Consider the following 23,013-nt stretch of genomic DNA (forward strand, 5'->3'; position numbering starts at 1 on the left):
CATGGCCGAGCACGACGCGCCGCAGGACAACCCGGACGGCCGCATGGACCGCAACCTGGCGCTCGAGGCGGTGCGCGCCACCGAATGCGCGGCGCTCGCCTCCGCCCGCCTGATGGGCCACGGCGACGAACGCGCCGCCGACCAGGCGGCGATCGAGGCGATGCACCACACCCTCGGCTTCATCGGCATCGACGGGGTGATCGCGGTGGGCGAGGGCGATGCGGGCGAGACGCGGCTTCTCCACTCCGGGGAACGCATCGGCACCGGCGCGGGCCCCAGTGTCGATATCGCGGTGGACGCGCTGGAGGGGTCCACCATCGTCGCCCGCGGCGGCCAGAACGCGCTGTCGGTGATCGCCTTCGCCGGGCAGGGCGGCTTCCTCAACCCGCCGCGCGTCTATATGGACAAGATCGCGGTGGGGCCGGACCTGCCCGCGGACGTGGTCGATCTCGACGCGCCGCCGCGCGACAACCTTTCCGCCCTGGCCGCGGCCAAGGGCGTGGCGGTGCGCGACCTCCTGGTGTGCATCCTCGACCGGCCGCGCCACGAGAGCCTGATCGCCGAGGTGCGCGCCTGCGGCGCGCGGGTGATGCTGATCCCCGACGGCGACGTCTCCGCCGCCATCGCCACCGCCCACGGCGGCCCCGACGTCGGGCCGGACATCTATCTCGGCACCGGCGGCGCGGCGGAGGGCGTGCTCGCCGCCGCGGCGCTGAAGTGCGCCGGAGGTCAGATGCAGGGCCGCCTGCGCCTGCGCAGCGAGGCCGAGCGCACCGCCGCGATGCGCCTCGGCATCGTCGATTTCGACCACAAGTACGGCATCGCCGACATGGTGAAGGGCGAGGTGATGTTCGCCGCCACCGGCGTCACCCACGGCGCGCTGCTGCAAGGCGTGCGCCGCATGCCGCACGGCGTGGTGACGCATTCGGTGGTGATGCGCTCCAAGTCCGGCACGGTGCGCTACATCACCGCCTTTCATCAGCAACGCCGCCGGGAGGAGTAGAGGGTGGCGGATCCCACCGCATCGGGGGAGGACGCCTTTCTCGGCGTGCGCCGCTCGCTGCGCGGCCGTTTCTGGCGCCTCAATCCGGCCGATGCCGCCCTCGTCTCCACCCTGATCCGGCGCTTCGGCCTGCCGGAGGTGGTGGCGCGCGCCATGGCGGCGCGCGGCATTGGCGAGGCGGCCGCCGAGGCCTACCTCTCGCCGACCCTGCGCACCCTGCTGCCCGACCCGTCCCGCCTTGCCGACATGGACCGCGCGGTGGCGCGCCTCGCCGCGGCGGTGGCGGCGGCGGAGCCCTTGGCGGTGTTCGGCGATTACGACGTGGACGGCGCCACCTCCGCGGCGCTGATGGTGCGCTATTTCCGCGCGCTCGGCATGCCCGTCGCGGTGCACATTCCCGACCGCATCACCGAGGGCTACGGCCCCAACGCCGCCGCGATTCTGGGGCTGCGCGACCGCGGCGCGCGGCTTCTCGTCACCGTGGACTGCGGCGTCACCGCGTTCGCCGCGCTGGAGGCCGCGCGCGACGCGGGGATGGAGGTGATCGTCGTCGATCACCACCAGGTGGAGGAGGCCCTGCCCGCGGCCTTCGCCGTGGTCGATCCGAAGCGCCGCGACGACGCGAGCGGCGCCGAGGCCCTGGCGGCGGTGGGGGTGACCTTCCTGCTGCTCGTCGGCCTCAACCGCGCGCTGCGCGCCGCCGGGCGCTTCTCCGCCGGACGGCCGGAGCCGGACCTGATGCGCATGCTCGACCTGGTGGCCTTCGGCACGGTGTGCGACGTGGTGCCGCTCACCGGGATCAACCGCGCCTTCGTCGCCCAGGGGCTGAAGGTGCTGGCGGCGGGCGGCAACACCGGGCTTGCCGCGCTCGCCGAGATGGCGGGGGTCACCACGCCCGAGACCTATCACATCGGCTTCGTCCTCGGCCCGCGGATCAACGCCGGGGGGCGCGTCGGCACCTCGGACCTCGGGGTGCGCCTGCTTTCCTGCGACGACCCGGCGGAGGCGCGGGCGCTTGCCGCCGAACTGGAGGAGCACAACGTCTCGCGCCGCGAGATCGAGGCCGCGGCGCTGGACGAGGCGGTGGCCCAGGTGGAGGCGACCCTGCCTCCGGACTCCCCGGTGGTGGTGGCCGCGGGCGAGGACTGGCACCCCGGCGTCGTCGGCCTGGTCGCGGCGCGGCTGAAGGAACGCTTCAACGTGCCCGCCTGCGCCGTCACCTTCCTCGGCGAGCACGGCAAGGGCTCCGGCCGTTCGGTGCCCGGCGTCAACCTCGGCGCCGCGGTGCTGGCGGCGCGCGAGGCGGGGGTGCTGCTCACCGGCGGCGGCCACGCCATGGCTGCGGGCTTCACCATCATGCGCAGCGAGCTTTCGCGCTTCTGCACCTTCCTCGCCGACCACGTGCGGGCGCAGCGCGCGGGCGGCGAGGCGGTGACCGTGGTGCCGGTGGATGGCGCCATCGACGTGCGCGGCGCGGTGCCGGAGCTGGTCTCCGTGCTCGCCCGCATGGAACCCTTCGGCGCGGGCAACGACGAGCCGCGCTTCGCGGTGCCCGCGGTGCGCCTGGGCCGTGCCGAGATCGTCGGCTCCAGCCATGTGCGGGCGCACGCCTACGGCAAGAACGGCGGGCGGCTGAAGATCATCGCCTTCCGCGCCGCGGAGGAGGAACTGGGCCGCGCGCTGCTGGCGCACCGCGACCGGCCCCTGCATCTCTTGGGGGCGCTGCGCGCCGACACCTGGCAGGGGCGCAACGAGGTGCAGCTCGTCGTCGAGGACGCCGCCTGGGCGGACGAGGAACCCGCCTAGTCCTGCGGGTCGCGGCCCGCCTCGTCGGCGAGCGGCCGCTGCATGTAGACGGAATCCAGCCAGCGCCCGAACTTCAGCCCGACGTGGACGAGCGTGCCCGCGTGGATGAAGCCGTTGGCCTCGTGCGCGCGGATGCTGGCGTGGTTCTCGGAATCGCCGATCACCGCGATCATCCGGCGGTAGCCGAGCGCGATGCAGCGGTCGATCAGCGCGGCGAGCAGGGTGCGCCCGACCGCGAGCCCGCGCAGCTCGGGCGCGACGTAGACGGAATCCTCGAGCGTGTAGCGGTAGGCCGAGCGCGGGCGGAACGGCCCGGCATAGGCATAGCCGACCACGCCGCCGCGGAACTCCGCCACCAGATAGGGTAGGCCGCGGTCGAGAATCGCCTGGCGGCGCGCGACCATTTCCGCGGCGGAGGGCGGGGTTTCCTCGAAAGAGCCGGTGCCGTGCATCACGCTCGCGGCGTAGATGCGGTGGATTTCCGCGATGTCCTCGGGGCGGGAATCCCGCACCGTCATGTCGATCGGGACCGCGACCTTGAGCACCGAGAGTCCGGACTGCGTCATCGTTCTGCCATCCTTGGCCGGAAAAACCGTGGAGCAGTGGTATAGGACAATTTGCGCATCCCCTGCAAGAGACCGCGCAACCCGCCGCTTTTTGGCCCGGAACCTACCGAAAAGGATTGAATAGCGTGGCGTTTTTCGGCTAAGAAATCTGGCGCCGACCCCATCGTCTAGAGGCCTAGGACACCGGCCTTTCACGCCGGCAACACGGGTTCGAATCCCGTTGGGGTCGCCAGTCTAACCGGCGGGGGAGCTTGCATTCGCGCCGTCGGCACGGGGGAGGGTCCGAAGCGTTGCAGCGCGCGGGGAGAACGCGCGCACGAAACGTGTTGGATCGATGACGAAGTGGGGGCGACGACCTTGTGGCCGCATAAGGGACACGCCGAATACGATGACTCGCAGGTGACCATGCCGCGCCGGAGCGCCGGGATGGCGGAGGATGCTTGCGTCCACTCTACGGCTTGCACTGCGATGGGGGTTGCCGCAGTGCCGGGAAATTATGTCACGAGTCCAGCCGGCGCGGTCGCAGTGATGCGCCGCGCTTTTTCTTTTGCCGGAAGCGGGGCGTAGAACTGACCCAAAACTTGGTTGTTCAAAACGGGCAAATCTCTAACAGGAGACTGTAAATGGGTAAGTATGGAACACTGGATGAGCGCATCCGCTGTAAGTCCCTTATGTCCAAGGTCGTTCCGGTTGACGGTGTCATTCCGATGTTCAAGGACGGGATGCATGTGGGCTTCTCCGGGTTTACTCCCGCCGGCTGTCCGAAGGCCGTGCCGACCGCTCTGGTCGATTATGTCGAGAAGAACAATCTGCAGGGCAAACTGCGTTTCAGCCTGTTCGTCGGCGCGTCGTCCACCGCCTCCATCGAGAACCGCTGGGCGCAGAACGACATGATCGACCGCCGGTGGCCGTACCAGACCGGCAAGGACATCGCCAAGGGCATCAACACCGGCCACATCCGCATGGGCGACAAGCACCTGTCGCTGTTCGCCCAGGACATGGGCTATGGGTTCTATACCAAGGATACCCCGTCCGGTAAGCTGGACATCGCCGTCATCGAAGTCTCCGCCATCACCGAGAACTGCGGCCTGGTGCTCACCGCCTCCTGCGGCATCGTTCCGGAAATCCTGAAGGTCTGCGACAAGATCATCCTCGAAGTCAACACCGCCATGCCGTCCTTCGAGGGCATGCACGACGTCATCGTGCAGAAGGCGCCGCCGCATCGCGAAATCATCGGCATCACCGCCGCCGACACCCGCGTCGGCACCACCTATGTGCCCTGCGACCCGAACAAGATCGTCGCCATCGTCGAATCCGAGCTTCCCGACCAGGGCCGTGCGCTGGCCGACGCGGAAGACAGCTCGGTCGCCATCGCGAACCACCTGCTCGAATTCTTCGGCGCCGAAGTGAAGGCCGGCCGCCTGCCGAAGAACCTGCTGCCGTTGCAGTCGGGTGTGGGTTCCATCGCCAACGCCGTCGTCGGCGGCCTGGCCACCGGCCCGTTCTACAACCTCAGCGTCTACACCGAAGTGCTGCAGGACGGCATGCTCGACCTGTTCGACGCCGGCCGTCTGGACAGCGCTTCCGCGTGCTCCCTGTCCTTGTCCGAGACCGGCTTCGCCCACTTCCTGGAAAAGCGGGATTTCTATCAGTCGAAGATCGTCCTGCGTCCGCTGGCGATTTCCAACAACCCGGAAGTCAGCCGTCGCCTCGGCGTCATCGCGATGAACACCCCGGTCGAGTTCGACATCTACGGCCACGCCAACTCCACCCTGATCAACGGGACCCGCATGGTGAACGGTATCGGCGGTTCGGGCGACTTCCTGCGCTCCGGCTTCCTGAAGATCATGCACTCCCCGTCGGTGCGCCCGTCGAAGACCGACCCGCACGGCATCAGCTGCATCGTGCCGCACGCGCAGCACATCGACCACACCGAGCACGATCTCGACGTCCTGGTCACCGAGCAGGGCCTCGCCGATCTGCGCGGCCTGGCGCCGCGGGAACGCGCCCAGTGCATCATCGACAAGTGCGTGCACCCGGAGTACAAGCCGATCCTTCAGGAATACTACGACATGGCGAAGAAGGAATGCTTGGCGAAGGGTGTCGGCCACGAGCCGCAGCTGTGGGACCGTGCCCTCAAGATGCAGCTGAACCTGGCGCAGAACGGCACCATGAAGGTCAAGAACTGGGACATCAAGGTCGATCTCTGCGAATAATTGCAGGCCGACCCCAAAACGAGAGAGCGGCAGTTTGCACTGCCGCTCTTTTTTTCTTCGTCCGGCCGTCGTGGCCGGTTCAGGACAGCATGCTGCGCAGCATCCAGGCGGCCTTTTCGTGGGTCTGCATGCGCTGCGTCAGGAGGTCGTTGGTCGGCTCGTCCTCGGCCTTGCCCGCGGCGGGCAGGACCTCGCGCGCCACCTTGGACAAGGTTTCGTTGTCCTTGGCCAACTGGGCGATCATCTCGACGGCGGAGGGTACGCCGGTCTCCTCCTTCACTGCGGAGAGCTCCTTGTATTGGCTGAAGCTGCCCGGCGCGAAGACGCCGAGGGCGCGGATGCGCTCCGCGATTTCGTCGATCGCGGCGGCGAGCTCGGTGTACTGCTCCTCGAACATGTTGTGCAGGCCGTTGAACATCGGGCCGGTGACGTTCCAGTGGAAATTGTGGGTCTTGAGGTAGAGGGTGTAGCTGCTGGCCAGGAGGACCTTCAGTCCCTCGGCGATCTTCTGGCGGTCCTTCTCGGAGATGCCGATGTCGATCGGCAGCGGCTTGGAAATATCGATGGCGGTGGACTTGGACATGATCGTGCTCCTTCGTCTCGGTGGATCGTTGGGGTGATCCCGGTTATTGTGTGGTCTCTTCCGGGTTGCGGCAACCCCGGCCTGCCGCCCCATGGGGCGGCGCAGCCGGAAAACTTCTGGCGAACCAATCGGTTCGTGAACAACCCTAAACACCTTGCAGTTTTTCGTAAAACGAGTAAAAACTACAAAATCGATTGGGAAAACCTATGAAGCTGATCCCGACTCTCCGCCAACTCCAATATCTGGTGGCCGTTGCCGACCTGCGCCATTTCGGCCAGGCGGCGGAGTCGTGTTTCGTCACCCAATCGACCCTGAGTTCCGGCATCCAGGACCTGGAAACCGTTCTCGATTGCCGCCTGATCGAGCGCGGCACGCGGCGGCGCGTGATGCTGACGCCCTTGGGCGAGGAGATCGTCGAACGCGCGCGCAACCTCCTGCGCGATGCCGAGGCGCTGGCGGAAGTGGCGGAAAGCGGCCGCCGCCCCCTGGCCGGGCGGTTGCGCCTGGGGGTGATCCCGACGATCGGGCCGTACTTCCTGCCGCGGGTGCTGCCGCGGGTGCGGGAGCGCTATCCGGAACTGAAGCTCTATCTGCGCGAGGACCAGACCGCACGCCTGATCGACGGGCTGCGCGGCGGGCGCATCGACTGTGCGGTGCTGGCCACCCCCTACGATCTCGGCGATCTTTCCACCATGGACCTCGGCCTCGACGAATTGCTGGTGGCGGTGCCCGCGGGGCACCCCTTCGCCGCCGCCAAGGAGATCGACCCGGCGCGCCTGGAGACCGAGGAAATTCTGATGCTGGAGGACGGCCACTGCCTGCGCGACCACGCGCTCGGGGCGTGCACCGGGCACCCCCTGCGCACCAACGAGGCGGTGCAGGCGACCAGCCTCGGCACCTTGATCCAGATGGTCGCCAACGGCCTCGGCCTCACCCTGATCCCGGCGATGGCGGTGCCCACCGAGGCGCACGACAACTCCGGGGTGATCGCGCGCCACTTCGCCGCGCCGCGGCCGAGCCGGGGGATCGCGCTGGCGTGGCGCGCCTCGTCGCCGCGCAAGGAGGAATTCAGGCTTTTGGGAGAGACCCTGCGTACCCATCTAGGGAACTGAGTTTCGGTTCCCAGCAGGAGTTCCCCGGATGATCGATTTCTACACCTTCGGCACGCCCAACGGGCGCAAGGTTTCGGTAATGCTCGAAGAGCTCGGGCTGCCGTATGCCACCCACGTGGTCAATATCCGCGCCGATGCGCAGTTCGCGCCGGAATTCGTGGCGATCAATCCCAACAGCAAGATCCCGGCGATCGTCGATCCCGACGGTCCCGGCGGCAAGCCGATCTCGGTGTTCGAGTCCGGCGCCATCCTCATCTACCTCGCGGAAAAGACCGGGAGCCCGCTTCTGCCGGTGGAGCCGCGGGCGAGGGCCGAGGTTTTCTCCTGGCTGATGTTCCAGATGGCCGGGGTCGGCCCGATGTGCGGCCAGGCGCACCACTTCCTGCACTTTGCGCCGGAGAAGGTGCCCTACGCCATCGCCCGCTACGCCACCGAGGCGAAACGCCTCTACGGCGTGATGGATCGCTGCCTCGCCGAGGCGCCTTTCCTCGCCGGGGCGTATTCGATCGCCGATATCGCCACCTTCCCGTGGGTCGATCGCCACGAATTCCACGAGGTGGATCTCGCCGATTTCCCCAACGTGGCGCGCTGGCATGCGGCGATCGCGGCGCGCCCGGCGGTGGCGCGCGGCATGGCGGTGCCCGCGGCCTGAAGCGCAGGCGTGGAAAGCGCCGGAGAGGTGCGCTGGATTGTTGACGCAACGCCCCGCTTCGGCTAGACATTCGGCTCTTGACCGGCGCGGTGCGCCGGGCGGGATACGGAGGGGTGGCAGAGCGGTAATGCAGCGGATTGCTAATCCGTGACGGATTTAACCCCGTCCCCGGGTTCGAGTCCCGGTCCCTCCGCCAGCTTCCCATGACGTTGAATTTCTATTATTTTTCAACGTCATAGGGATGGCTGGTTTTTCTTTCCCCCACACGTTTCCCCCACACGCCGATGATCTTCCGGTGAGGGTCTTCCTCTGCCGCTGGTGGAGAGGCATACTTTTGTTGGAACGGGGAGGCGGTTCGTGAATCGATCATGCGTCGAGTGTGTGTTCTGCGTGAAATACTTTCGGCTTGAAGGGGCCGAGGGAACTTTCACCCTCCTTGCTGACGAGCGGGCTGTCACCCCCTTCGGGAGTGGCCTCAAGAGCTATTATTCATTGAAGTGCCACCGGGGGCAGTGGGACGAGAATGTTCCAGGCGGCGATCAAATCCATCAAGATCGTACATCCCTGCTTGCCAGATGCTGTGCTGATTTTCTCCCACCCGATTCCAGTCCTAGCGGTAAGGTTCTGGAGGCGTATGAAGACGACTTGCTTCGTAGGCGACAGGCAGTCCAGCTCTGGTGGACCGTGGCTGGCACGGTGAGCGCGGTAGTGGCGGCGGTGGCTAGTGTCATCGCCCTTTTCAAGGGAAATGGATGAGCGGCCTCCTTCCCCTTGCCCTCGGAGCGGCAGCTTCAGACATCCTGGCGAGCTATGCCTCTCCGGTGACGGCTCTTGGTGGGGCGGGGCTGTCGGCAGTGGTAGCGAAGCTGCTGCGGAAACGCCTGGAAACCGCTCGTGAGATTCTCCTTGAAGAACTGCGCAAGGGGGAGAAAAGCCTGCATGACCTGGAGGAGGTGGATGAGCTTGCGGCGATTACCTTCCGCTACGCCCGAGCGGCCCAGGAAGGGACGGCTCGGCTGAACCTCCGGCTTATGGCAAAGGTGATCGCAGGGCAGGCCCAGGCGGGGCCGCTGGTGGCGGATGAGTTCCTGGCCTGGGCCGATGTGCTGGCGTCGTTGCGGCGGGAGGAGGTGATCTTCATCGCAACATTGTTCTCCGCTGAGAGGGACACTCAGCAAGTTAGGGCCTCGTCAGCGGGAGCGGAAAAATTATGGGAAAAGGTCAGCCAACAGTTGATCCCTTCGATATTCCCGGACGAAGGATGGATGAGGGCGTCAGCGTGTGCAGCAATGAGGACAGGGCTGGTAGTGGATGAACCGATGTTTGACGGGAATGGATATTTTAAGGTATCTCCCCTGATGGACAAACTTCAGGCCCTTGCCCCATTCCAAGAGGCCCTCCACGAAGAGGACAACGGCATCGGAGAGGACCATGTCCACCTGTGATCCTGGAGAGGCCCGCCCGGAACTCGTTTGGTACGTAAATCGGGGAATTTCGCAGTCAGTCCAGTGGGTTATCGAGCGCCAAGTTGCCTGTAGGTGTTGCAATGCAACAGAACTCCCTATAACCCTCTGAACATAAACGCTAATTCATCTTTTCCCGTTCAGAATGCGTCCGCCGGAGTGGCCTCAATCCGCCACTCTCCAGCGACCTTCATCCTCTCCACGATGGTCTCCGCCCCGGCGATGACGGCCCTTCGCTCTGCCGGATCGCTGATCCCCTGGAATGCCGCTAGGGCGTTTCTCAACGACTCCTCGACGGTACCCCTTGGGGTGATCTTCGGGATGATCTCTTGGTACCCTCCGCCACCCGGTGCGATTGGTTGGATGCCCCAGTGGTTCTGGGCGATGCGGGGGTGATCAACCATGATCCACCGCCGGATGGTGGTGTGGTCGATGCCTCCGAGTTCCAGGCCAATATCCCGGAAGGGCTTCACCTTGCCCTTGGCCGGAAGGTGGCGCTTCATCCGCAGATAGAGTGCCAGGGCCGTGCGTTGGGCCTTCTTATGCTCCCTGGGCTTGAGCGGGAGGCCATGCTGAGTGTTCGCCAGGGCGGCAGCAAACTGTGCTTCCTCGGCTGTGGATACGGTGACCAAAGCGGAGACCACCTTCCACCCCAGTTGCTTCAAGGCCCGCACTCGATGCCACCCATCGACCACCATGGGAACCCCGTTGACCAGGGCGACCTTGATGGGAGGGATTTTCTTCCCGCTGTCGTAGGCGGCTGCCAGCTTGTCCACCTGCCAGTCGTTCATGACAGCGCGGAATTGGAGCTTCGGGTCCAGGACCAGAGCCTCAACGAGGAGTTCCTTGGTCTTCGTGGTGGAGGTGTCCATCAGTGGGTGTTCCTCCAAGGCTGATTTCCCCATCGCTGAAGCCGGGTCACCTCCTGACGGGCCAGCACATCCGCACGTTCATTCCCAGGGTTCCCATCGTGGCCCTTGGTCCACTCCCAAGACACCTGATGCTTCCCTACCGCTGCCTCCAGCCGTTCCCAGAGGTCGGCATTCAGCACAGGCTTCCCGGCTGAGGTCTTCCATCCCTTGGCCTTCCAGCCAGGGAGCCACTCGGTGATCCCCTTCAGGACATACTTGCTGTCGGTGATGATGTGGGCGTTCCTGCCTGTGCCCTTCAGACACTCCAGGGCCTTGATGGGGGCCATCAGTTCCATGCGGTTGTTCGTGGTCCAGGGATCACCCCCGTGGAGTTCCAGGCTCCTCTCAGGGGCATCCTCGGGAAGCTTGGGCCTCTCCAGCACGGCTGCCCAACCTCCGGGGCCGGGATTGCCGCTACAGGCTCCATCGGTGTGGATGGTCACGGGGGCGCTGAGGTCTTCGGGGGTGTCGGTGGTGGTGGGGTCGCACATGAGCGTGGTTCCTTTGCTGGTGCTGGTGATGGTGGTAGTTGAAACGACGAAGACCCCAGGGGATGCCTGGGGCCTTCATCGGTGGGCTTAGGGTGGACTGAAGGGGTGGTGGATCAGGGGTTATCCTGGAATCGGGTAAGCGCCCCCAGGCCGTGGAAGTTCACGCGCCGCTTATCACGGCTCTGCTGCTTCTGAGCATCGACGAAGCCCTTGAACCCCGGCTCCCTCTTCAGCTCCTTCCACGCCCGATCAACGTACAGGTTACGGACATCTCTCAGCCTCTCCAGCTTCCGGGACACCGGCAGGGCCGTGTTCCCCTCACCGGAGTGCTGGTAACCTGCCTTCTGGATTTCCCGAGCCAAGGCTTCCTTGAGGGTCAGCCCGTGGCGGGTGGTCGTGCCCATCAGTTCGATGAGGCGGTCGTAGACCGTCTGCCCCGTCTCGGTGTTCGTGATCTCGGTGTAGTCCAGGTTCCCTTCCTTCTTCGGGAGGCGGGGGAACACAGGGATACCGAGCTGTTCACCGAGGCGGGCGATCTCGTCCCGCACCGGGTCGTTCTTGTAGTCGGACTTGGCAAACGGCCAGACCGCACTTTCGTGGATGACACCGGCCAGGAAGTCACCATCACGGGTGACCACATCCCCCAGTTCATCCCGCTTCGGGGGAAGTGAGGTGGATAGGCCGGGGACACGGGATTTCACAGCGTCAAGGAGTGAGCGCACCTCGCGGAATGCGTCATCCTGGTTGACTGTCTGGGCATAGGCCGGGATGTAGGAGGCAACCCGCTGGTAGATCATCTTCCGGTAAAGCTCTTCGGTGGTGAGCTGTCCGGCGTTGCGGGAGAACAGGGTGAACGTGTCGATCAGGCCCTTGAGGTAGGATTTCTGAACGACGTTGTTGATGAGTGAGGTCCCCGCAGCGGTTGAGTATTTCTCCAACACATCGGCTAACCCGACCGTCATGTTGAGCGCTAGTTCGTCTTGGGTTTCCTGGCTGATACGCCCCGACATCTCCACGAAGTCAGCCGCAATAGCGAAGATCGACCCGAAGGGATCGAGACGCGACACCGGAACCCAACCATCTTTGCACTTGATCGAGTAGGGTTCCCAGCCTGTACCCTTTTTCTCGGCCATAAGGGCAGAATCACCCTGAGGTCCACCACCCGTAATGTGACCTTCAGCCGCCAGCATGGCAGCCCCGGACCACATCGCGGCCCCGGTCGTGAGCTTGCCGATAGCCATGGCCTTCTGCTCCGGGGAGCCACGGCTGATGTCCGTCCAGAACTGCTTGCGCAGCTGTCCGAAGACCGGCGTGTGATCCCAGAGGTTCCGCATCAGGTTCGCCGGGGTGCGGACGAACGGGAGGACGGTTCCACGCAGGAGAGGGTGGTTGTTGGCAGCCGAAGACATGGTCTCGGAGAAGCTCTTCTTCCCGGACCACGTATCCGTCCGGAGGTCTTGGGTGAAGGTGGCTTCACGGGACCACTGCCTTGCACGGTCGTCCAGGAGCCTTCCGGTTTCCGGATCGAACGCTTTGCCGAAGAAGTCCTCTACGAAGTCAACATACTCCTCCGACCCCTGCTTGAAGCCCCTCAAGGTCGCCTCCCGGTTGGCCTGTCCGAACAGGTGAGCGCGGGCGTTGAGCTGCTTGAAGAACTCGTCTTCGGCCATGAGGAAGCGGCTGGGAAGCCGGATCGTCTTGCCGAGGCCGTTGATGATGAGGTTTAGCCCTGCATCTCGGTCGCCACGGATTGCCTTATCCCAGTTTGCCAGGACCGCGCCGTCTCCACGCGAGATGGCGTAGTTCTGGAACTCGTTGGTCTTCATGGCCGGGTCGATAATGCTCATCTCCTCCTTGAAGGCCTTCAGCGCCGACTTGCCAGAACCGTAGATGTCCATCTCACCGGCACGGCCCGCGAGGTGGAAGGTGTCCATCAGGCCAATCCGCATGTAGGTGTACATGGCGCTGGCTTCGGCGTAGGCGGCTTGCCCTTCCTGGTATAGCTTCCGCCCATTCTCGATCCACGGGTCTTTTCCGGTGGCCTTCCCGAGTGCCGACATGGCCTTCCCGGTCTTGCTGAGGATTTGCCCACCGATCCACTTCTCCCCAGGGCGGAGGATGGTGTTCCCCATGTTGGAGGCCATGTTGACGAGGTTGGTCTTCACACCACCGAGGATGCCGTTGATCCAGACCTCATTGTGGATGTCGATGGCCCGCCCAAGGATGCTCTGGTGGAGAACCTTCACGATGTCCTTGGGCTTGCCGTTGAGGCCAGCAGCGCGAACCCGGCGGGCCAACACTCCGACAGCCTCGGAACCACCAGCACCATCAACCACCTGAAGAAGCTCCTCGGGGGTCATGTTGATGTTGCCCGCAACGCCCGTCTTGATGCGCCCGGCAGAAGTCATCCGAGCCGCAGCCGTCTGAGCCCCCTTCACGATGCCGGTGATCTCCCGAAGGACATCCACGGCCTGGAGAAACTCAGCCTCCGCAGCTGCGCCACCACGCTGATCCACCACCTGAGACAGACGATAGACCTTGTCGGCAGCCCACTGCATCATCTGCTTACCGGCAACCAGCCGGGCAGCCATCTTGCTGGCGTCCCCGGAAAGGTCGGCAAGGGGGCTCAAGACGCCCTGGGCATTCTTCGCCCCGGCCATCTCTGCCAGTTCCTCCGCCAGCTTCTCTGTGGTTTGCAAGGACTGAACACCCCCGGTGATCTTGCTGACGGAGTCCCCGGCTACCTGCTCCAGGGATCGCATGGCAGCCTTGACCTCATCAGCGGAGGTCATGGTGTTCGTGTTGAACATCCCGCTGATCAGGTCCGAGGCGTCACCGGAGAAGTCCCCGTTGGCGTCGAACATCTGCTTCATGCGGGCGTAGTACATCTCCCGCTTGGCAGGATCGATTTCCAGCTTGGGCCGCTCGGCCTTGGCGGTGGTGGCCTCTCCCTTGGCTGGGGCCTCATCCGCTTCCTTCACCACATCATCAGTGGCCCGGAGGGGTTCAGCCTGCTGGATCGGGTCAGCTTTCTCTTCGGCCTGCACCACCTTCGCTTCAGGCTTGGTCCCGTGAATGGCTTCGGCAAGCTGCTCTTCGGTGACCGGCTCGGTAACCATCTTCTTGCCGATGGCTTCCCCGATGCGGCCCTTGAGGTGCTTCACCATCGTGAAGACGCCATGAGCGGTCGAGGAGAGCAGCATACCTTCCAGGGCCTGTTTGAAGCGGGCCTCCACATCGCTGCTGTCGTCGGAGGCGAGGTAGTGGGTAATCGGTGTGTCGAGGAACGGGAACTCCTCGACCAGGGACTGCATCAGGCGCTTGTCCTCGCCGGAGGAAACGGCCATGTCACCGACCGCCCCTGCTACAAGGCTCCTCTTCAGTTCGCCCTTGATAGACCCCTTGAGAAGATGGGTGGCGACCCCACCCCCAAGCAGGAAGCGGGAGATTTCCTCGGAAATGGTCTGCTCGGGATCGTTCTTGTCGGTCTCGATCTTCGGGAGTGCACCGGCCACATTCGAGAGGCCCCGGCCCAGCTTCTTCATGCCGACCGCGTTGGCGATTTCACCCCCGAGGGTGATGGCGTTGGCGGCACCGTTGCGGACGCCTGCAATACCACCCTTCACAGCATTAAGGTCTTCTGCCAGGGGTTCGAGGCTCATATAGGCGTCACCCGGCATCATGTCGGATAACGCATTCAGAGCTTCGGGGGAGACGTTCACGGATAAGGAAGGGGTTTCCTCGGTGGGGATCAGGAAGGGATTGGGTTCTTCGGCGGGGGGCTCCCCTTCGGCCACCGGGACCAGGAAGGGGTTCTGCTCGGATACCGGGGTGGTGGTCTGGGCAGGTTCACCAGCTGCCTGATCCGCAGGGACCAGGAAGGGGTTCTGTTCTACCGCCGACTCCAGGTCTTTCATGGTGATAGGGGTGAAGTTGTCACTCATATTCGTTTTCTCACATGTGGTTTGTGGGTGGCCTTAGCCACAAAACGACGAAAGCCCCAGGGGACGCCTAGGGCCTTCATCGGTGGGTTTAGGGGTGTTGGACTTAGTCCTTGAGGACGCGGTAGGTCTTGCCGCTGGCGTCGGTCTTCGGTTCGGAGAGGGAGCCGTAGGCGTCTACGCCAGAGCTGAGAACCTGGAGACCAGCCCCAAGGTAATCCGGCTGCTTGACGCCGGAACCAATCGCGGAGGTAATCCGGTTCTGCGCCTGGGCCTCGTAGCCCTCCTTGTCGATCTCAGCCTGCTCCTGGTCCCACTTCAGCTGCCGCTCAACGGTGCTTCGATAGCCCGCTTCCTGTCGGCTGTAGTCGTCCAGGAGCATGTCGAAGGACTGGCCTGAGGCGTCACTGGTGGCGATTGCCGTACCCTGAGCCTGGAGCCGACGCTTCTGCTCCTCCTGGATTTTCTGGGAGGCAACAGCTTCCTTCTGGGCAAGGTTCTGGTTGATCTGAGCGTAGTTCTCGCGGGCCGCACCGTTGGCCGCTACGGCGGAATCCTTGATGTACCGTTCCTGGGCCTTGGCCTGCTTCTGCTGACCAACCACCCCAGCCGCCATGGAGGCCGCAGAGAGGGCCAAGGAGGCAACAAGGAGGGTGGTGGTAGAGGGTTCACACATGGGCGGGATGGCCCTTCACGACGGGCTGAGGGTGCTGAGGATGAACCTCTCGCGGGCCTCCAGCGTCGGCATGGAGACTTCACCGGCTGCCGGTTCGTATTCCTCAGTCCTGTTCAGTTCGTCGTTGAGCGCCATCAGGGCGCGGGGGATGAGGACCGAGAGGGACACTTCAGAGCCGATGATCCCGGCATAACGGGCCAGGGTGGCACTCAGGCGGGCCTCGTTGGTCTGATCGAGGCGGAAGAGCTTGGGTTTACGGCAGGCCACTTGCCGAGCCGCGTAGAGCTTGGGCATGGATAGGGTTCCTTGCTGTGGGGTGATGATGGTGGTGAGGGAGAGATTACGGTTCCCGAAAAGGGGAACGGGCGAAGCCTCCGAAGAAGCCCCGCCCGCCACCACTGAAAGGAACCACAACCACTGTCAGAACGTCACCGAGGTGGCCCACCACAGCCACCAGGGGACGGGGCTAACCGCAAAAAACGGTTCTCCTCTGTCGTAAGCGCAACCTAATACGGAGCCGATTGATATCCCCGATATCATTGATTGGAACGATTACTCGCCGGTCGCCACCTTCTCCTCACCCATGATGTACGCGCCGTCCTTCCGGATCGCCAGGAGAACCACCTTGGTCACCCAAGCCCTCACCACCCGCCCCCTCGACGCCCTCGCGCGGGACATCAACTACGCCCACGGCAGCATCCTCGAAGCCACTTCATCCATGCTGAAGTGGGCACGTCGTGCTGGCGAGTTCCTGATCGAAGCCAAGAAGCAGTGCCCTCATGGCACCTTCAAGGACTGGGTCGAGGCCAACACCCGCGTTAAGTACGACACGGCCAAGGAGTACATGCAGGTCGCCAAGCGGTCGAAAACGGTGGACCTCCACCTTTTTGACGGTGGCATCCGCGCATTCCTCGACGCGACCCGTGAGCGCCCCACCACCAAACCCTCCGCCGCCTCCAACCTCCCTGCCTTCACCCAGGACGACGCTGAGTACGCCCTGAAGATTGCTGCTCGCATCGACAGTGACTTCGAGGGCGAGAGCGCGTTGACGGCAATCCGCTGAAAGAATAGGGTTTTCAGAGGTGTTCAATCCCAAGGAGGCCATTTTGGAAGAGCGGACGGTCATCAAAACCCGTAGGGGGTACTCGTTGGTTCAGGTCCAGAAGGACGGAGAGACACATTTCGAGGTCCAGGCCATGGATGCAACCTCACGTCTTTACGGTTCCTTCCCCTCGCAAGCTGAGGCTGAAGCTAAGTTCAATGCCCTTGTCCGAGCAAAAGAGCGTGAAATGGAACGCGATTTCGGGATGGGAATGTAGGCAACCAACACCATCACGGCCTCGTTCTTCCGCAGTCCCTTGTTGAACCACGTATCCAACGCGACGAAGCACTCCAGGCGGAAGCGGTTCAGCTTGGCCTGGATATCCGGGTGAACCTTCTTGATCGTGAAGAGCCAGCCGGGGACCATCTCCTTGTTGAGCATCATGGTCCGCTGAGGGCCACCAGCCGAAGGCATGGGGATTTCCACCACACCTACCGAAAGCACCGGGTCTTCCTTGATCTTGACCCGCTGCGTCGGCCAGTCGATCCCGAGGCTGTCGCAGATCGCACGGGGCGAGAGGTACGCCTTGCCGTCTTCGGTGGCCGCAACGGGGACCAGGGTGTCGGCGAAAACCGATATATAACACACAGAAACTGTGAAATAGGCTATCGTAAGTACAACCTATTCCAGCCCTCTCACCCCCTCAGCCGTGCCCCATATGCTATGGTGCAACCGAACCCCCTCCCGCACCCCTCCAGACGCAACAAAGCCGGTGGCTGTCACCCCCACCGGCCTGTCGTTGATGGCTCCTCAGCGACTCCCTGGCGGAGTCCTGGCACGTCCCCTCAGCGGACCTCCCCACTAGCCCTAAGCGCGGACCAGGAATCCCAGGCACGGAACCCAGGATCACGGCTGATGAACGCCTGCCCGATGAGTGGGAGGCGGAGGAAGATGCCGTTGCTGTAGGTTTCGAGGATGAAGCTGCCAATCTTGATGTTCATGGAGATGGTCCCTCTGAGGCTGGTGAAGAGGGCTACGCTTATGAGTCCTCGGGGAATCCAGCGTCAACAGAAAAATCAATAGAATCAATCCACCAGTGGATAAGTTTTCCTCGAACCTGTTGACCAGACTCACGAAACCGGGCCTGAAGTTTTTTCTCCAGGCCCTCCCCTCAACCCGCCTCAGCGACCTTGTCCAGCACCCGCTTGACCGTCGTTGCCTGCCATTCGCCGCCGCGTCGGGTCTTTACCCCCAGGTCATTCAGGTGGTGGGCGATCTCCCAGAGGCTCCAGCCCCGCGCCTTCATGTCGGCAACCTCTTGCCCGATCTCCCCCTGTGCCCACTCCCTGGCCCTCTCAGCGTTCGCCTGAGCACCCATCGCTTGGTTGACCTTCACCCCACGGAAGCCCCCGAGCTTGGTCCCTCGGGCCTTGGCTGCTGCCAGGGCTGCCTTGGTCCTGGCACTGATGGCTTCCCGTTCGTGCTGGGCCATGGCTGCCATGATGTGGAGGACCAGCTTGTTCGCCTCGGGCATGTCCACCGCGACGAAGTCCGTCCCTGCCTCCATGAGGTTGGCGATGAAGGCGACGTTACGGGCCAGCCGGTCGAGCTTGGCGATGACCAGGGTTGCCTTGAACCTCCGACAAGCTGCCAGGGCTGCGGCAAGCTGGGGGCGGTCGTTCTTCTTGCCGCTCTCAACCTCGGTGAACTCCCCGACCAGTTCCCAGGCTCCGCCATTGAGATACTGCCTGACGGCCTGCTGCTGGGCCTCAAGCCCGAGGCCCGAGTGTCCCTGCTTGGCGGTGCTGACGCGGTAGTAGGCGACGAAGCGTTTCATGGTGGCTGCCCTGATCTGTTACATGCTGCAATGAGCGTTGACTAGAGCGTAACACAGCAGGGAGTCGGGCTGTCAAGTGGGAGACGCAGGCCGCATGACGCGGCCATCCCCCAGCCTGTCGCGGCTGGCCTCTGTCGTGTGTCTGGTAGATCGCAGGAGAATTTTGAACGGCTGTCCCTGGGGAGGAAGCGGCCCCCAGTACGGGGGGAAACGGCCCACCAGCCTATGACGATAGGCCGCTCAGATTTTTGCTCTGAAAATGTCGTGGCAAGTCTGCTTGGCGCAGGGGGAGCAGCAGTGGTATTTGTCGGAAGCTACTTATCAGTGCGTATCTGCCTAAAACAAAACGCGAAAGTGGAGGGGTGGGGATGACGACGAAGCAGAAGCTGGTGCTGCTGGAACTGGCGGCTGGAATTACGGGTTGGGGTTGGATGATCGCGGGGGCTGGAGCCCTCTATTATGCCGTGCGGGCGATTGGATTCGATGGTTCATGGAAAGACGCCGGGATCGCGTTCGCAGTGAGTGGTGTCTGCAAGTGGCTAGCCAAGGGGTTCCAAGAGAACAAGATGCGGGTGACGTTCGTGGCGCGGATGGTCTCTGAGGGCATGACCGAGAAGGACGCGAATGACGCATGGTTCCGGTTCATTGCGCCCAAGGCCGGGAACAGCCAACCCGCTGCCCGGCAGGCCGAAAGCCCGGAGGAACGGACAGCACGAATCATCAACGAGTACGCCAGTTACATAGAGGCCAACCCAACGGGGGATGAGATTCGGGATGTTTCGGAACTTCCCCATCCAAAGGAGACGATCCTTGAGGCATTGTTGGCAGAAATCAGGGTCGAGGGGGATAGGGGGCGTCGGGAGGCTATAGCTGCGTGTGCCGCGATGTTGGCGGATTACCAATCGGGCGTCGGGGAAACCCCGCTGACTTCTCTGGGGATCGACCTTTCCCAGCCGTTTGACGAAAATGTCGATGTCGCGGCTCTTGCGAAGCGGGTCGCCAACAACCCGGATAAAGGTCGGTACCAGGAATTCCTGGCGAAAGCCAAGGATGAGCGTCGGGAAATCCTTCGGAAAGTCGAAGCAGCGATGGCTGGCAGCTGATCGCGTCTTGTGTGACCGTGGTTTCAGTGCTGGTGGCGGCCTTTAAGCATCTGTCCTGACAAGGAGGCGTAAATGATCGATGACGAAAAGGTTCCAGAGTTTAAGTTGGATGAATTTGTGTACGGTGGAACTACTATTTCCAGTAGGTACAATAAATTCAAAGAAATACGGGCTATGGTCAAGGCGTTGGATGCTGTGAGTAACGAGGTGTGGCGTGACTCGATTATCAGCATCTGGTGTGATTCCAAGGCGGAGGCGATTTACACAGTCGAGTGTGCTGGTATGGATGCACATTTAGGGTGGATTGCGAATGCGTTGGGAAATGCCTTCTACGAAAAGGTTGGAGGGCACAATGGCCTCGTGGTCAGGGGGGAAACGGCACCCGAAGAATGGGTGGCCCCCGCATGGAAAGGTGACGATTTGTATTATGCTACCCAGGAGAAGGATAGCTGATCTTCTCCAAAGCATCCCGCTTGACCTCCAAGCTCGCACCACCTGAATAGAGGCCGTAGGTCATCGTTGGTTTGTCGTGGCCGATGATGTCCGCCGCCACGTTCTCGGGGACACCTGCGTTCTCCAGCAGGGTTGCTACGGTCTTGCGGATCGAGTGGAAGACGTGCTGCTCGGTGAAGCCGAGGGTGGTCTTGAGGCGACCGAAACGCTTGCCGATGGCATCGGAGCGGTCCCCGTACTTGTTCTCGGTCAGGCCCGGCAGAACGTAGCCGTCCGCCTTCGCGTTCTTCAGGAGGCGGTCCATCGTCGGCTTGAGCTTGGAGTGGATCGGGACCGTTCGCCGTCCAGCCTCGGACTTGTCGTGCAGGATGTCGAAGAAGCCGTCTCCGACCTCATTCACCTTGAGGGCACACAGGCTTTCGATGCGTCCCCCGGTCCACATGGCGATGCGGATCAGGTCCGCGAGGGTGTCATCCTTCCGGGCCTCGGCTGCCTGGAGGAGGTGGATGACGTCGGCAGGGGTGAACGGAACCCAGGACTCCGAACCGACCTTGCTCCCGTTGGCCTTCGGTAGTTGGAGTTGGATGAACGGCTGGTGATCGCTCTGCACGACTTCGATGGAGACGAGATAGGCCCAGTAGCCGCGAAGTTCTGACAGGATGCGGCGGATCGTCTTCGCCTTCTTCTCCTCCTCGGTGGCAAGGGCGTTTACCCATCGCTGGACTTCCTTGCCGCGAACGTCGGTGATGTAGGGGAACTTCTCGGCGAACCGCTGGATGGTGGACCGCTTCATGTCTTTGGTCTTCGCCTCGTTGTCCAGCGTGGCGAGCCACTCGTCCAGGTGTTCCGTGAGGCGGACGATCTTGCCGGTGGCGATGCCGAAGAAGCGTCCGGCTTCGTCGTATACGGGCAGGTCTGCCGCCCGAGGGTCGCGTTCATCGACGATGCCTTCGCGGTCCAGGACTGCTTCAACTCGGTCTTGTGCTTCATCCGCGATCAGGCCGATGACGATCTCGCGCTGGTCTTCGGGGGTGTCCGCCAGCACCTTGCGCCAGTAGAGCGCGTCCCTCTCGACATGATCCAGCGTTCCGCCCTTGCGGGCTGTTTCGATCTCGTGGAGCCAGCGGACTTCGAGAAGCGCGGCGCGGCGCTTCGCCATCGTCTTGTCCTCGGTCTCCAGGCTCTTGAAGAACCGCTTGCCGCAGCCGAGCGCCTTCCTCACGTCCTCCGGGATTTCGTGGATCGCGTACCACCGCTTCCGGCGTTTCTCCAGGTACATTCTCGCGGTTTCCCCCACACGTTTCCCCCACACGTTATGTCCTTGAATATGGCGGAAATCAAGGCTTCTGCGGGGTTGGGGCGGGGGAGTCGGAATGTCCCGGTCCCTCCGCCATTAGTCGCGGCGACTGTCCGAAAATCCCGCGATGCAGATAAAACCGCCGGAAAGCCGCCGCTTTCCGGCGGTTCTGCATTTGGCGCGCGGCGCAAAGCGAGGTGGAGACGTCGGGAATCGGCGCTTTTCCGTCGATGCCGCACCGCCATTCTCCGCGCTAGAGGAGCGGGGGTGTCGGATGCAAGAGAGGTTTATGGCGGACTCAAATCCGCAACTCGACGGCGGCTAGTCCGAATCGCCGAGAATGCCTCCGCGGGGAGGCCGGGCGTCACGGTCGCCCCCTCAAGTCCTGCTGCGCATTGCTCACGAGGGATCGTCGAGGACGTGGTCGTTCGTTACCGCAGCGCCGTCCAGCCCTTCCTCTTCGCAGCCGTCCGCAAAATCGCCGGGCACGCTTGGCCCTGCCTTAAGGAGGCCATACCATGAAGGATGCCCGGACCTCTGACGCCAAACAGCGCAACAAGATGCGGAACTCTCCATAAAAATGACTGAAGTCAATTTATTTCATAAAATGACCAAAGCCATTTTTATGCTGGAAGCAGGCATGTTTTCGGGTGTCTTGGAGTTGGGGGGTCGAAGGCGGTTGAAGGCGTGTGCGCAGGCCGTCAGGATGGCGTGGCGCACGGCATGAGAATTACAATAATTAATTGATATATATATAATTTTATAAAAACTCTGCAAGACGCGGTTTCGCCTCGTTCAAGCGGGGCGGAAACGGCTGGCATCCGCCGGACGATCCTGGCGGGGGTGACCGGCTAGACGATAAAGGCATTGACGCTATCGATTATAATGACTATGGTCATTATGCTATTGCTTATGACTGCGGTCATATATTTGTGGTCGAAAGAGTGTGCTGGGAGTGACTGGCGCACCACCCCTGGGTGGGCGCCTGGGTGGGCGGTCCGATCCCTATATCCCCTTTGTTTGCCGAGGTGCCGATGCGGAGACAGGTGTCGCTATGGGCTGGCCGCTAAATTGTTTAATAAGTGAACATATTTTCGCAAAATTTACATTTTCTGAACATTCATCGCGGGGGCGGGATAAATTTCCCGAAAGAAAGTGGCGAAAATCGCTGGCATGAAAGTTGCTTTATGCCTTTATGTCTAGAAAAACAAAAAAGGGAGGCGTGCCAATGGGGCGCGGAGAGGAATGCAGGACGATTTTATCTGATAAAAATAGAATATAGTAAGTATTAAATCTGTATATCTTGCCGTTATATCAAAAATGAACCAACATTTTTCCGGATATATGCTTTTGTGATTGTATATACTTTAGGTATATATATTGAATTCCATGGATTACAGATGGAATTTGTTCGGTAGGGAGATGGATGGTCTTTCAAAAGAGTTCGTATGGAAGGCGCGGCGTGTCCTGGGCAGTAAAGAGAGCCTGCCGGGATGCTGCGAGGCGGCATTGATTAAGGAAAGAGCGGTTAGATGAACATACACGAGTATCAGGCGAAGCAGTTATTGAAGGGTTACGGGGTCGATGTTCTGGACGGCGGGATCGCGCATTCGAAGGTTGACGCGTTCACGGTTGCGGAGCGTCTGGGCGGGCCGGTTTGGGTTGTGAAGTCGCAGATTCATGCGGGCGGGCGCGGCAAGGGGCGTTTTCAGGAAGCGGCGGCGGGCAGCGGCGGGGGGGTGCGTTTGGCGCGTTCGCCGCACGAGGTGAAAGCGACCGCGGAACAGATGCTGGGTCACACCCTGGTGACGCACCAGACCGGCGCGGAGGGCCGTCGGGTGAAGCGGGTTTACGTCGAGCA

The 23,013-nt window shown here is 62.6% G+C and carries 21 protein-coding genes and 2 tRNA genes; 12 read left to right on the forward strand and 11 right to left on the reverse strand.

Features of this window, described 5'->3' with window-relative positions:
- The first annotated feature begins 1 nt into the window (after position 1).
- Both glpX and recJ read left to right on the forward strand, forming a co-directional pair.
- On the forward strand, positions 2 to 1,003 hold the full coding sequence (gene glpX / locus O7R11_RS04310; RefSeq protein ID WP_337996254.1) for a class II fructose-bisphosphatase: 1,002 nt from the start codon (positions 2 to 4) through the stop codon (positions 1,001 to 1,003).
- Between the two features lie 3 nt (positions 1,004 to 1,006).
- The gene (gene recJ / locus O7R11_RS04315) at positions 1,007 to 2,809 is read left to right on the forward strand and encodes a single-stranded-DNA-specific exonuclease RecJ (protein ID WP_337996255.1); all 1,803 of its coding nucleotides are present in this window, start codon (positions 1,007 to 1,009) and stop codon (positions 2,807 to 2,809) included.
- Here the strand turns inward: recJ and O7R11_RS04320 are convergent.
- Positions 2,806 to 3,375, reverse strand: coding sequence for a GNAT family N-acetyltransferase (locus tag O7R11_RS04320; RefSeq protein WP_337996256.1), 570 nt, complete (start codon positions 3,373 to 3,375; stop codon positions 2,806 to 2,808). The genes recJ and O7R11_RS04320 overlap by 4 nt on opposite strands.
- Before the next feature lie 156 nt (positions 3,376 to 3,531).
- Here O7R11_RS04320 and O7R11_RS04325 point away from each other — a divergent pair.
- Positions 3,532 to 3,607, forward strand: a tRNA-Glu gene (locus O7R11_RS04325).
- A 439-nt stretch (positions 3,608 to 4,046) separates the two neighbouring features.
- Positions 4,047 to 5,591 carry an acetyl-CoA hydrolase/transferase C-terminal domain-containing protein gene (locus O7R11_RS04330; protein WP_337996257.1) on the forward strand — a complete coding sequence of 515 codons (1,545 nt, stop codon included), beginning with the start codon at positions 4,047 to 4,049 and terminating at the stop codon, positions 5,589 to 5,591.
- A 79-nt stretch (positions 5,592 to 5,670) separates the two neighbouring features.
- On the opposite strand, the gene O7R11_RS04335 is transcribed toward O7R11_RS04330, so the two are convergent.
- The gene (locus tag O7R11_RS04335) at positions 5,671 to 6,174 is read right to left on the reverse strand and encodes a Dps family protein (protein ID WP_337996258.1); all 504 of its coding nucleotides are present in this window, start codon (positions 6,172 to 6,174) and stop codon (positions 5,671 to 5,673) included.
- A gap of 206 nt (positions 6,175 to 6,380) precedes the next feature.
- Between O7R11_RS04335 and O7R11_RS04340 the strand changes: the two genes are divergently transcribed.
- The 4 genes from O7R11_RS04340 to O7R11_RS04355 all read left to right on the forward strand — a co-directional run bounded on the left by O7R11_RS04340 (position 6,381) and on the right by O7R11_RS04355 (position 9,383).
- The gene (locus O7R11_RS04340; RefSeq protein WP_337996259.1) at positions 6,381 to 7,286 is read left to right on the forward strand and encodes a LysR substrate-binding domain-containing protein; all 906 of its coding nucleotides are present in this window, start codon (positions 6,381 to 6,383) and stop codon (positions 7,284 to 7,286) included.
- Positions 7,287 to 7,314: 28 nt separating this feature from the next.
- Positions 7,315 to 7,938, forward strand: a complete 624-nt coding sequence (locus O7R11_RS04345; protein ID WP_337996260.1) for a glutathione S-transferase N-terminal domain-containing protein — start codon at positions 7,315 to 7,317, stop codon at positions 7,936 to 7,938.
- A 107-nt stretch (positions 7,939 to 8,045) separates the two neighbouring features.
- Positions 8,046 to 8,134, forward strand: a tRNA-Ser gene (locus tag O7R11_RS04350).
- 556 nt (positions 8,135 to 8,690) lie between these two features.
- Positions 8,691 to 9,383, forward strand: coding sequence for a hypothetical protein (locus O7R11_RS04355; protein WP_337996261.1), 693 nt, complete (start codon positions 8,691 to 8,693; stop codon positions 9,381 to 9,383).
- A gap of 158 nt (positions 9,384 to 9,541) precedes the next feature.
- On the opposite strand, the gene O7R11_RS04360 is transcribed toward O7R11_RS04355, so the two are convergent.
- The 5 genes from O7R11_RS04360 to O7R11_RS04380 form a co-directional block, all read right to left on the reverse strand.
- A complete protein-coding gene (locus O7R11_RS04360) occupies positions 9,542 to 10,273 on the reverse strand; it encodes a ParB N-terminal domain-containing protein (protein WP_337996262.1) in 732 nt (243 codons plus the stop codon).
- A complete protein-coding gene (gene rnhA, locus O7R11_RS04365) occupies positions 10,273 to 10,803 on the reverse strand; it encodes a ribonuclease HI (RefSeq protein WP_337996263.1) in 531 nt (176 codons plus the stop codon). The genes O7R11_RS04360 and rnhA overlap by 1 nt, the downstream gene beginning before the upstream one ends.
- 113 nt (positions 10,804 to 10,916) lie before the next feature.
- The gene (locus tag O7R11_RS04370) at positions 10,917 to 14,747 is read right to left on the reverse strand and encodes a coiled-coil domain-containing protein (RefSeq protein WP_337996264.1); all 3,831 of its coding nucleotides are present in this window, start codon (positions 14,745 to 14,747) and stop codon (positions 10,917 to 10,919) included.
- 103 nt (positions 14,748 to 14,850) lie between these two features.
- On the reverse strand, positions 14,851 to 15,420 hold the full coding sequence (locus tag O7R11_RS04375) for a virion core protein, T7 gp14 family (protein WP_337996265.1): 570 nt from the start codon (positions 15,418 to 15,420) through the stop codon (positions 14,851 to 14,853).
- Between the two features lie 15 nt (positions 15,421 to 15,435).
- On the reverse strand, positions 15,436 to 15,714 hold the full coding sequence (locus O7R11_RS04380) for a hypothetical protein (protein WP_337996266.1): 279 nt from the start codon (positions 15,712 to 15,714) through the stop codon (positions 15,436 to 15,438).
- A 331-nt stretch (positions 15,715 to 16,045) separates the two neighbouring features.
- Here O7R11_RS04380 and O7R11_RS04385 point away from each other — a divergent pair, with 331 nt between their 5' ends.
- Positions 16,046 to 16,483 (forward strand): DUF3102 domain-containing protein, encoded by a 438-nt coding sequence (locus O7R11_RS04385; protein WP_337996267.1) that lies wholly within the window; start codon positions 16,046 to 16,048, stop codon positions 16,481 to 16,483.
- 153 nt (positions 16,484 to 16,636) lie between these two features.
- On the opposite strand, the gene O7R11_RS04390 is transcribed toward O7R11_RS04385, so the two are convergent.
- From O7R11_RS04390 to O7R11_RS04400, 3 genes are all read right to left on the reverse strand, one after another.
- Positions 16,637 to 17,110 (reverse strand): phage antirepressor N-terminal domain-containing protein, encoded by a 474-nt coding sequence (locus O7R11_RS04390; protein ID WP_337996268.1) that lies wholly within the window; start codon positions 17,108 to 17,110, stop codon positions 16,637 to 16,639.
- 197 nt (positions 17,111 to 17,307) lie between these two features.
- Positions 17,308 to 17,463, reverse strand: coding sequence for a hypothetical protein (locus O7R11_RS04395; RefSeq protein WP_337996269.1), 156 nt, complete (start codon positions 17,461 to 17,463; stop codon positions 17,308 to 17,310).
- Between the two features lie 170 nt (positions 17,464 to 17,633).
- Positions 17,634 to 18,299, reverse strand: a complete 666-nt coding sequence (locus O7R11_RS04400; RefSeq protein ID WP_337996270.1) for a recombinase family protein — start codon at positions 18,297 to 18,299, stop codon at positions 17,634 to 17,636.
- A 368-nt stretch (positions 18,300 to 18,667) separates the two neighbouring features.
- On the opposite strand from O7R11_RS04400, the gene O7R11_RS04405 reads away from it, so the two are divergent.
- Both O7R11_RS04405 and O7R11_RS04410 read left to right on the forward strand, forming a co-directional pair.
- Positions 18,668 to 19,402, forward strand: coding sequence for a hypothetical protein (locus O7R11_RS04405; protein ID WP_337996271.1), 735 nt, complete (start codon positions 18,668 to 18,670; stop codon positions 19,400 to 19,402).
- A gap of 72 nt (positions 19,403 to 19,474) precedes the next feature.
- Positions 19,475 to 19,855, forward strand: a complete 381-nt coding sequence (locus O7R11_RS04410; RefSeq protein ID WP_337996272.1) for a hypothetical protein — start codon at positions 19,475 to 19,477, stop codon at positions 19,853 to 19,855.
- Here the strand turns inward: O7R11_RS04410 and O7R11_RS04415 are convergent.
- Positions 19,833 to 21,134 (reverse strand): tyrosine-type recombinase/integrase, encoded by a 1,302-nt coding sequence (locus tag O7R11_RS04415; protein WP_337996273.1) that lies wholly within the window; start codon positions 21,132 to 21,134, stop codon positions 19,833 to 19,835. The two genes, O7R11_RS04410 and O7R11_RS04415, sit on opposite strands and share 23 nt — an antisense overlap.
- A 1,550-nt stretch (positions 21,135 to 22,684) precedes the next feature.
- Here O7R11_RS04415 and O7R11_RS04420 point away from each other — a divergent pair.
- Positions 22,685 to 23,013 (forward strand): ATP-grasp domain-containing protein (locus O7R11_RS04420; RefSeq protein ID WP_337996274.1); only part of this gene is annotated, 329 nt, incomplete at its 3' end.

It is taken from the genome of Oleispirillum naphthae (genome assembly GCA_027864655.1).
GTDB lineage: Bacteria > Pseudomonadota > Alphaproteobacteria > Rhodospirillales > Rhodospirillaceae > Oleispirillum > Oleispirillum naphthae.